The organism is Nocardioides sp. CPCC 206348, from assembly GCF_048654705.1.
Taxonomy (GTDB): Bacteria; Actinomycetota; Actinomycetes; order Propionibacteriales; family Nocardioidaceae; genus Nocardioides.
The window spans coordinates 22422-32411 of record NZ_JBMCZA010000168.1; the positions used below are offsets into that span (position 1 = coordinate 22422).

A 9990-nucleotide genomic window follows, 5' to 3' on the forward strand; every position below is an offset into this window, starting at 1 on the left:
CTCGAGCTGCGGCACGTACTCGAAGGCGCGGGTGAAGCTGTTGGTCGCACCCAGTTCGCTGAGCGCCTGCTGCTGGCACGGGTGGTACACCGCCTGGCCGTCGCCCTCGAAGGTCTCGCTGGTGCGCCAGGGCGTCTTGTCGTTCGGGAAGTACTCGGTGTCCGCGTCGCGGAGCAGGTTCTCGGCGCTCAGCGACTGCGCGTTCGCCTTGTCGTCGGCGATGTCGTTGTTGTCGTCGGCCTTCGGGTTGCCTCCGGCGATCGCGAGGATCGGGACGGCGACAGCGGCCACGGCCAGGGCCGAGGCGCCCGCCACCAGGGCAGTACGACGGCGGCGGATCTGGTCGCCGCGGCGTCGGACGGCGGCTGCGGAGAGCGGCATGTCGCCTCCTGTTCCTGTGCTGAAGTCGTCGCCGAACCGGGACAGATCGTTGATCGGGTCGTGCTCAGACATGGGTCATCCCCCCTCCCGCGAGGCCGGTCTCGTCGGCCAGCAGCGCGGCCAGGGCCACGCGTCCCCGGCTGAGCCGGGCCTTGATGGTTCCTTCGGGAACGCCCACCTCGGCAGCGACCTGCTGCACCGGGAGGTCGGCGATGTGGTGCAGGACCAGCGCCTGGCGCTGGGCCTCGGGCAGTCGCTTGAGGGCGGCCACCAGGGCGACGTGCGACTCGTCGACCGCCGGAGCGACGCCGCTGTGGCCGACCGCCCGGTCGGGTGAGCGCTCACCGCGCTTGCGACGGCGCCACCTGCTCACCGCGATGCGGTAGGCGGTGGTGCGAACCCAGGCTTCCGGGTACTCGGCCCTGTCCAGCTTGCGACGGTGGGCCCAGGCGCGAGCGAACGCCTCCTGGACGCACTCGGTGGCCTCATCGAAGTCCCCGATCATCGCGTAGACCTGGCCGGTCACCCGTCGGAACGACGCTGCGTAGAACTCGTCGAATTCGTTCGCCTCCACGTCGACCTCCTCACGGACCGATCTGCGCGCCCCCAGGTGGGGCTGTCGGGAGTGATACGCCCGACGCAGGGGCGGGGTTGCATCCCTCTCCGAACTTTCCGGATCGAGCTTTCCCGAGGGTACGGCGACGGGTCGGTCAGCCGGCCTTGTACGCCGCCATCACGGCGAGCCGCTCGAGGGTCCGTCGGGTCAGCGCCACGAAGTCGCTCTCGGCGATTCGGGCGCGCGGCGCGGCGACGAACACGAGGAGGGAGACCGAGGTGCCGCTGCGGAGCACGGCGACGTCGTACTCGACGGTGCGGTCGCCGGGCAGCGCGGTGCTGAGGCGCCAGGCGGTCAGCGCGGACTTGCCGGTGCTGCTGTTCGCGAGCTGCTTCACCTCGGTGCCGGCGCTCTTGTCGAGGTCCGGGCAGGCCGCGATCTGCTCGCGGATACGGCGTACGAAGGCGCGTGCGGTCTCGACCGGGAGCGCCCCGACGGTCTGGGTGAGGCCGACCTCCGGCGGCAGCTTCGACTCGCTCAGGACGAAGGTGCGGAACTGGTTGGCCTGGATCTTCGTCTTGCGGAAGGTCCCGAACAGGTGCGCCGTCGTGCAGCCGATCGCGCCGGAGTCGACCCGGTCCTCGGTCAGTGCGGTCGCCGGGGTGCCGACCCACGGGCCCTGGTCGCGGCTCAGCGGCGGCAGGTCGACCTCGGAGAGCATCCACGGCACCTTGCCGACGGGGTACGCCGCCCGGTTGACCAGCTTCGTGTCGGTCCGTGCGCACGCCCCACCGTCGGCCAGCGCGCAGAGCCGGTTGACGGCAGCGGACAGCAGCGCGGCGACACCCTCGCGGCGTACTGCCGCGCCGGCGGTCGTGGTGGCGACCGAGGTGGTCGTGGTGAACAGGCCGGAGCGGGCCACCCCGACGACGTACTTGGTCTTGTCCACCCGCGAGCGCAGCACCATCAGGCTGGCCTGGTCGCCGACTCCGGGCAGGTCGGCGGTGCTGACCAGTTGGATCCGCGGGATGGCGGACGGGTCGTCGGCGGGGGTGGGGCAGGAGGTGAGCCAGCGCAGGGTGCGGCGGTAGGTGCGGATCGCGCGCGGCTCGGCCGCGGACGCCTCGGCGAACTGGATCACCGTGCGGGTGGCGGTCCTCGGTGGGGCGTTGCGGAAGGCGCGGACCCACGCGGCGGTGCCCTGCGGGTCGGCGTACCGGTCCGGCTGGCAGGGGAGCACCCGGCCGTTGCCGGTGGAGTTGTCGACGGTGCCGCTCAGCTGCCAGCCGCGGCCGGGGAGTGTGTCCTGGACGGTCTGCAGCTGCAGCAGTGCTGTGTCGGGCAGCGTGTTGATGGCAGGTCCGGACGGCGGAGGCGCGGTCGCGGCGGGGATGCCCTCACGGTGCAACGTCGGGCGGGCGCCCGTGGCATCCATCGCGACGGCGCCGCTGGCGACGAGCGCGACCACGGCGGTCGCGCCCCCGATGATCGTGTGGGCGCGGCGGCGGGCGATGCCCGCGCGGCGGATGATCGTCACCCGCGGCCAGGTGACGCTGCGGGTCGCCGGCGCCAACGAGTTGAACGACAGCGGGATCGCCGACGTGGGGATGTTCAGCTGCGTGGCCAGCTGTGCCGCACCGAGCTGCAGCTCACGTTCGGCTGCCTCCAACGGCAGGCCGACCTCGTGGGCCATCTCGTCCATCGACACCGCGGCCAGCTGGGTCAGCAGGAGCGCCTTGCGCTGGGCGAGGGGCAGTGCGGCCAGGGCGTCGAGGATGTTGCGGCTCTGCTCGTCGAGGTCCTTGCGCCGCCGCAGCGGACGGGTGTTGCTGCGGCGCAGCGCCTTGCGCCACGCAGCGGGGCGGACCGACATCTCCGGGTCGGCCAGCCGGGAGGTCTTGCGCCAGTGGTGCCACGCGACGACGTACGCCTCCCGGACCGCGCTGCGGGCCACCGAGAGGTCCCCGGTCAGGGCGAAGGTCTGCAGCAGCAACCGGTCACGGGCGTCGCGGTAGAAGGCGTCGAAGCTCGCGGTGAGGTCCGCGTTGCTGACGTACGACGGCGCGCCGGCGGGCTGGGCGTCGGACGGCGAAGCGGCGTTCGGGCGGGACACGGTCATGACCCGACAACCGTACGACCATCGGGGTTGTTGCGGCGTGGCGACCCACCTCGCTCAGGGTCCGGGCGTGAAGATGGACGCACCATGACGTCGCTCCAGTCCTCCTCGGCGCGCAGCACCGGTGCCGCCCGCACTGCCAAAGGCGGTCGGACTGACGCCGCGCTGCGCCAGGACCTCGCCACCAGCCGCCCGCTGGTGCCGACCGCGACCATCGGCGGCGCGCTGGCCGCCGGCGGACCGCTGCTGGTCTGCCTGGCCGTGGCCGTCGTGGGCTGGTTCCTCACCAACGCCGGCGGCGAGGGCAGCCCGAGCGGCGCGCTGCGGGTCGGCGCGCACGGCTGGCTGGCCGCCCACGGCTCGGGCGTCTCCGTCGAAGGCATCCGGCTGACCGCGATCCCGCTCGGCCTCACCCTGCTGTGTGCCTGGGCGACCTGGCGGGTCGGTCACCGGGTCGGCGAGTCGGTCTCCGGACACGGTCCCGACGCCGCCCGGATCGCCGACGGCGAACGGGACTGGACCGTCCCGATCGCTTCGGGGCTGTTCACCCTCGGGTACGCCGTCGTGGGTGTCGTCGCGTGTGCCGTTGCCTCGACGGCGGCGTCGTCCCCGAGCCCGGCACGCGTCGTGCTCTGGTCGATCCTGGTCGGTGGAGTGGCCGGGATGCCTGCCATCGCCCTCGGCTCCGGCCGCGCCTCGATCTGGCTGCCCGTCGTCCCGGACGCGGTGCGGGACGTCGCGCAGGTGGCCTGGCGGATCCTGCGCACCTGGTTCGCGATCAGCCTGTTCGCCCTCTTCGCAGCGTTCGTCCTGGACTTCTCGACCGCCGCCAACGTGGTCTCCCAGCTGCACGCCGACGCCGGCGCCATCGCGCTGATGGCGCTCGCGACCGCCGCGGTCCTGCCCAACGCAGTGCTGTTCTCCAGCTCCTACGTCCTGGGCCCGGGTTTCGCCGTCGGCACCGGCACCACGGTCTCGACGAGCCTGGTCGTGCTCGGCCCGCTCCCGATGTTCCCCCTGCTGGCCGCACTCCCCGACCAGGGCCCGACCCCGTGGTGGACCGGCTGGCTGATGGTCATCCCCGTCGTCGTCGCCGCGGTCGTCGCGGGCCGCGTGCAGCGTGACCGCCCGGTCCTCGCCTGGGACCGGGCCGCCATCCGCGGCTGCGCAGGCGGCATCACAGCGGGCGTCGTACTCGCCATCCTCACGGCGTTCGCCGGGGGAGCGGTCGGCCCCGGCCGGATGAGCGCCGTCGGGCCGTACACCTTCGACGTCCTGCTCCACGCCATCACGTCCTTCGGGATCGGGGGCGTCGCCGGCGCCCTGCTCGTGTGCTGGTGGCAGCGTGACGGCGGCGACTGGCTGAGTGCGCGCCTCGGTGCGGTCCGGGCACGGTTGCCGCGGCTCCCGTTCCGTCGCTGAACCCCTAGACTCCGGGCCGTGCCATCGCCCACCCGCCTCGTCGTCCTCGTGTCCGGCTCGGGCACGAACCTCCAGGCGTTGCTGGACGCCTGCACCGACGAGGCGTACGGCGCGAAGGTCGTCGCGGTGGGTGCGGACCGCGAGGGCATCGAGGGCCTCGCCCGGGCAGAGGCAGTGGGCGTGCCGACGTTCACCGCGAAGGTGAAGGACTACACCTCGCGGGAGCACTGGGACCGCGCCCTGGCGGACAAGGTGGCCGCGTTCGAGCCCGACGTCGTCGTACTCGCGGGGTTCATGAAGCTGGTCGGCGAGACCTTCCTCGACGCCTTCGGTGGGCGCACGGTCAACACCCACCCGGCCCTGTCGCCGTCGTTCCCCGGGATGCACGGGCCGCGCGAGGCGCTGGAGTACGGCGTCAAGGTGACCGGTGCGACGTTGTTCATCGTCGACGCGGGGGTCGACACGGGCGCGATCGTCGCCCAGACCACCGTTCCCGTCGATGACGACGACACCGAGGAGACGCTCCACGAGCGGATCAAGGTCGCCGAGCGGGCGATGCTGGTTGACGCGGTCGGCAAGATGGCCCGGGAGGGCTTCTCGGTCGAGGGGCGCCGGGTTCGCTTCGGAGGCTGACTCAGAAGTAGAATCGCCGGCACACGACTGGCGCAGGTGGGCAACCACCAGGGAGTGACGAGTCGGCATCGATCGCCTGGGTGCCCTCATCGACTGGCATCGACCGATGAGGAAACTGAATCGCCATGACTGACCGGATCCAGATCAAGCGCGCACTGATCTCCGTCTTCGACAAGACCGGCCTCGAGGACCTCGTCCGCGGCCTCCACGACGCCGGCGTCGAGCTCGTCTCGACCGGCGGCTCGGCCGCCCTGATCGACAGCCTCGGCCTGCCTGTCACGAAGGTGGAGGACCTCACCGGCTTCCCCGAGTGCCTCGACGGCCGCGTGAAGACGCTCCACCCACGCGTCCACGCCGGCATCCTCGCCGACCGTCGCCTGCCCGAGCACGTGCAGCAGCTCGAGGAGCTCGAGGTCGCGCCGTTCGACATCGTCGTCGTGAACCTCTACCCGTTCGCGGCCACGGTCGCCTCCGGCGCCGGCATCGACGACTGCATCGAGAAGATCGACATCGGCGGCCCCTCCATGGTCCGCGCCGCCGCCAAGAACCACCCCTCCGTCGCGATCGTCACCGACGGTGCCGACTATGCGCGGGCCCTCGAGGCCACCCGGGAGGGTGGCTTCACCCTGGAGGAGCGCAAGGCGCTCGCCGCCAAGGCGTTCGTCCACACGGCGACGTACGACGTCCAGGTCGCCTCCTGGATGGGCAGCGTGCTCACCGACAGCACCGTCGAGGACGGCATCAGCACCGGCTTCCCGGCCTGGGTCGGCGGCACCTACGACAAGTCCGCGGTCCTCCGGTACGGCGAGAACCCGCACCAGCCCGCCGCGCTCTACCGCAACGGCTTCGGGCCGGGTGGCCTCGCGGCTGCCGAGCAGCTGCACGGCAAGGAGATGTCCTACAACAACTACGTCGACACGGACGCGGCCCGCCGGGCGGCGTACGACCACGGTGACCTCCCGACGGTGGCGATCATCAAGCACGCCAACCCGTGCGGCATCGCCGTCGGCGCCGACGTGGCCGAGGCCCACCGCCGCGCCCACGAGTGCGACCCGGTCTCCGCGTTCGGCGGGGTCATCGCGACCAACGTGAACGTCTCGAAGCAGATGGCCGAGCAGGTCGCCGAGATCTTCACCGAGGTCATCGTCGCCCCCGGGTACGACGAAGGCGCGGTCGAGGTGCTGCAGGGCAAGAAGAACATCCGGATCCTCGTCGCCGAACCGCTCGCACAGGGTGGCGTCGAGACCCGCCCGATCAGCGGCGGCCTGCTGATGCAGCACGCCGACCGCTTCCAGGCCGATGGCGACGACCCGGCCAACTGGACGCTCGCGACCGGACAGGCTGCCGACGAGCAGACCCTCGCCGACCTCGCGTTCGCGTGGCGCTCGGTGCGGGCCGCGAAGTCCAACGCGATCCTGCTCGCCACCGGCGGTTCCTCGGTCGGCATCGGCATGGGCCAGGTCAACCGCGTCGACTCCTGCAGGCTCGCGGTGACCCGGGCGGGGGAGCGGGCCACCGGTTCGGTGGCCGCGTCCGACGCCTTCTTCCCGTTCGCCGACGGCCCGCAGATCCTGCTCGACGCGGGCGTGAAGGCGATCGTGCAGCCGGGTGGCTCGGTGCGTGACGACGAGACCATCGCGGCCTGCGAAGCGGCGGGGGTCACCATGTACTTCACCGGCACCCGGCATTTCGCGCACTGACAGGATGACCACCGTGACTGCACAGAAGCTCGACGGCTCCGCCACTGCGGCGGCCATCAAGGACGAACTGCGTGCCCGCGTCGCCGCGCTGAAGGAGCAGGGCATCACGCCCGGTCTCGGCACGGTCCTGGTCGGTGACGACCCGGGCTCGCGCTGGTACGTCAACGGCAAGCACAAGGACTGCGCGGAGGTCGGCATCGCGTCGATCCGCGTCGACCTGCCCGAGGTCGCCACCCAGCAGGAGATCGAGGACGCCGTCGCGGCCCTCAACGAGGACCCTGCCTGCACCGGCTACATCGTGCAGCTGCCGTTGCCGCGCGGTCGCGACGAGAACCGCGTGCTCGGCCTGATCGACCCTGCCAAGGACGCCGACGGCCTGCACCCGACCAACCTCGGCTGGCTGGTCCTCGGCAACGAGGCGCCGCTGCCGTGCACGCCGTACGGCATCGTCGAGCTGCTGCGTCGCCACGACGTCCCGATCGCGGGGGCCAACGTGGTCGTGGTGGGCCGCGGCATCACCGTCGGTCGTCCGCTGGGCCTGCTGCTGACCCGCCGGTCCGAGAACGCCACCGTCACGCTGTGCCACACCGGCACCGTCGACCTGGCCGCGCACGTGCGCGAGGCCGACATCGTGGTCGCTGCCGCCGGCGTGCCCGGCATCATCACCGCCGACATGGTCAAGCCCGGCGCGGCCGTGCTCGACGTCGGTGTCAGCCGGGTCGATGGCAAGATCGCCGGGGACGTCGCCGATGACGTCTGGGACGTCGCGGGCTGGGTGTCGCCGAACCCGGGTGGCGTCGGACCGATGACGCGCGCGATGCTGCTGGCCAACGTGGTCACCATGGCCGAGCAGGCCGCGCACGAGGGCGGGAAGGCAGCGCACTGAACGACGACCTGGAGGGCGTAGCGGCGGTCCCGGTCACCCCGGAGCCGGTGCCTATCGGCGAGCGCGCGCCCCGGCGCTACGCGCCCGCGACGATCGGCGGCTTCTGCTATCTCGCGATCCTGGGCGGCACCCTTGCCGGCGTCGTCGTCGCGGCCATCTCCGACTGGCGGCTCGGAATCACGATCATCTCCGGAGTGCTCGGCTTTGCCGCCGTCATGCGGCTCGCGCTGCCGGAGAAGGACGCCGGCATGCTCGCCATCCGCCACCGCTTCCTGGACGTCACGATCCTGCTGGCCATCGGGATCACCTTGTTCCTGCTGGCCCAGACGATCCCGGATCAGCCGGTCTAGCGCGAGTTGGGGTTTGTCACCCCCGAGTTGTACGAAAACACCACACCCCACGACCTACGGGCCGCGGGGTGTGGTGTTTTCGTACAACTCGGGGGTGACAAACCCCAACTCGCGTCAGATGAGGCCGAGCTCCGTGACGGCAGCCTTCTCGTCGGCGAGCTCGGCGACGGACGCGTCGATCTTGCCGCGCGAGAAGTCGTCGATCTCGAGGCCCTGGACGATGCTCCAGTCGCCGTTCGCGGTGGTGACCGGGAACGAGGAGACGAGGCCCTCGGGGACGCCGTAGGAACCGTCGGAGACGACGGCCATGGAGACCCAGTCGCCGGCCGGGGTGCCGTTGAGCCAGTCGCGGGCAGCGTCGCAGGTCGCCGAGGCGGCCGAGGCGGCCGAGGAGGCGCCACGGGCGTCGATGATCGCCGCGCCGCGCTTGGCGACGGTCGGGATGAACGTGTCGGCGATCCACGCCTGGTCGTTGACGACCTCGGCAGCGTTCTTGCCACCGATCTCGGCGTGGAAGATGTCGGGGTACTGGGTGGCCGAGTGGTTGCCCCAGATCGTGATCTTCTTGATGTCGGTGACGTCCGAGCCGGTCTTGGCGGCCAGCTGCGAGATCGCCCGGTTGTGGTCGAGGCGGGTCAGCGCCGAGAACCGGTCCTTGGGGATGTCAGGGGCGTTCGTCGCGGCGATGAGCGCGTTGGTGTTGGCCGGGTTGCCGGTGACACCGATGCGGACGTCGTCAGCAGCGACCTTGTTGAGGGCCTTGCCCTGCGCGGTGAAGATCGCGCCGTTGGCGGCCAGCAGGTCGCCGCGCTCCATGCCGGGGCCGCGCGGGCGGGCGCCGACGAGCAGGGCGAGGTTGACGCCGTCGAAGACCTGCTCCGGGTCCGAGCCGATGACGACACCGGCGAGGTTCGGGAACGCGCAGTCGTCGAGCTCCATCACGACGCCCTCGAGGGCCTTGAGGGCCGGCTCGATCTCGAGCAGGCGGAGCTCGACGGGACGGTCACCGGCGATGGCGCCGCTGGCGATGCGGAAGAGCAGGCTGTAGCCGATCTGGCCGGCTGCGCCGGTCACGGCCACCTTGAGCGGGGTGGTGCTCACAGGAAGACTCCTAAGGGGATACGTGCGGACGCCAGCGACGCTAGCAGCGCTCGGGCGGGCGTGGGGACCCGGGCAGGGATGCGAGACGATGGCTCCATGTGGACCCAGGGGTGGACGCAAGGGTGGACGCAAGGGTGGGCGCGCGGTCGGTCGTCGGTGGTCGCTGCTGCGCTGGTCGCGACCGCGCTCTCGGGCTGCGGTTCGGCTTCCGAGCCGAGCCCGCCCACGGGCGTCGACGGACTCGAGATCCCGACGCCGGCCCTGACCGCGGCGGACTTCGTGCCGCGCATCGACAACCCCTGGCTGCCGCTGGTGCCCGGCAACGTGTGGGTCTACTCCTCGACGTCGAGTGACGGCGAGGAGAAGATCACGGTCACCGTCCTCGACGAGACCCGCACGATCGGTGGTGTCACCGCGACCGTCGTCCACGACGTCGTCACCGACGCCGAGGGGGAGCTGGTCGAGGACACCTTCGACTGGTTTGCCCAGGACACGGCCGGCAATGTCTGGTACCTCGGCGAGGCCACGACGGAGTACGACGAAGGCGAGACCTCCACCGAAGGTTCCTGGGAGGCCGGGGTCGATGGGGCCGAGGCCGGCCTCGCGATGGCGGCCGCCCCACGGATCGGCGACGGCTACAAGATGGAGTACCTGCGCGGCGAGGCCGAGGACCAGGCGGCCGTGCTGGCGCTCGATGCCACGGCGACCGTCCCGGCCGGAACGTTCGAGGACCTGCTGGAGACCGAGGACACCACGCCGCTGGAGCCGGGCCTGGTCGAGCACAAGCTGTACGCGAAGGGCACCGGCCTGGTTCGCGAGGAGACGGTCGAGGGTGGCGACGAGGT

General features: G+C 71.6%; 9 protein-coding genes and 1 pseudogene. 6 read left to right on the forward strand and 4 right to left on the reverse strand.

Translation table 11 applies throughout. The annotated features are described in order from the left end of the window. The 3 genes from ACOADB_RS13270 to ACOADB_RS13280 all read right to left on the reverse strand — a co-directional run. Positions 1 to 453: hypothetical protein (locus ACOADB_RS13270; protein WP_378599268.1), on the reverse strand; the 453-nt coding region annotated here is incomplete at its 3' end. Beyond that, a complete protein-coding gene (locus ACOADB_RS13275; protein ID WP_378599271.1) occupies positions 446 to 955 on the reverse strand; it encodes a SigE family RNA polymerase sigma factor in 510 nt (169 codons plus the stop codon). The genes ACOADB_RS13270 and ACOADB_RS13275, both read right to left, overlap by 8 nt. A gap of 136 nt (positions 956 to 1091) precedes the next feature. Further along, positions 1092 to 3056, reverse strand: a complete 1965-nt coding sequence (locus tag ACOADB_RS13280) for a hypothetical protein (protein WP_378599274.1) — start codon at positions 3054 to 3056, stop codon at positions 1092 to 1094. Between the two features lie 84 nt (positions 3057 to 3140). On the opposite strand from ACOADB_RS13280, the gene ACOADB_RS13285 reads away from it, so the two are divergent. From ACOADB_RS13285 to ACOADB_RS13305, 5 genes are all read left to right on the forward strand, one after another. Beyond that, on the forward strand, positions 3141 to 4475 hold the full coding sequence (locus ACOADB_RS13285) for a DUF6350 family protein (protein ID WP_378599276.1): 1335 nt from the start codon (positions 3141 to 3143) through the stop codon (positions 4473 to 4475). Positions 4476 to 4493: 18 nt separating this feature from the next. Next, a complete protein-coding gene (gene purN / locus ACOADB_RS13290) occupies positions 4494 to 5108 on the forward strand; it encodes a phosphoribosylglycinamide formyltransferase (protein ID WP_378599279.1) in 615 nt (204 codons plus the stop codon). A 125-nt stretch (positions 5109 to 5233) separates the two neighbouring features. Beyond that, positions 5234 to 6808, forward strand: a complete 1575-nt coding sequence (gene purH, locus ACOADB_RS13295) for a bifunctional phosphoribosylaminoimidazolecarboxamide formyltransferase/IMP cyclohydrolase (RefSeq protein WP_378599282.1) — start codon at positions 5234 to 5236, stop codon at positions 6806 to 6808. Positions 6809 to 6821: 13 nt separating this feature from the next. After that, on the forward strand, positions 6822 to 7694 hold the full coding sequence (locus ACOADB_RS13300; RefSeq protein WP_378599285.1) for a bifunctional methylenetetrahydrofolate dehydrogenase/methenyltetrahydrofolate cyclohydrolase: 873 nt from the start codon (positions 6822 to 6824) through the stop codon (positions 7692 to 7694). 47 nt (positions 7695 to 7741) lie between these two features. Next, on the forward strand, positions 7742 to 8044 hold the full coding sequence (locus ACOADB_RS13305) for a DUF3017 domain-containing protein (RefSeq protein ID WP_378599288.1): 303 nt from the start codon (positions 7742 to 7744) through the stop codon (positions 8042 to 8044). A gap of 114 nt (positions 8045 to 8158) precedes the next feature. Here the strand turns inward: ACOADB_RS13305 and ACOADB_RS13310 are convergent, their stop codons facing one another. Beyond that, positions 8159 to 9145 (reverse strand): malate dehydrogenase, encoded by a 987-nt coding sequence (locus ACOADB_RS13310; protein WP_378599291.1) that lies wholly within the window; start codon positions 9143 to 9145, stop codon positions 8159 to 8161. 96 nt (positions 9146 to 9241) lie between these two features. Here ACOADB_RS13310 and ACOADB_RS13315 point away from each other — a divergent pair. Further along, positions 9242 to 9990 (forward strand): annotated as a pseudogene (locus tag ACOADB_RS13315) (hypothetical protein); the annotation flags it as partial.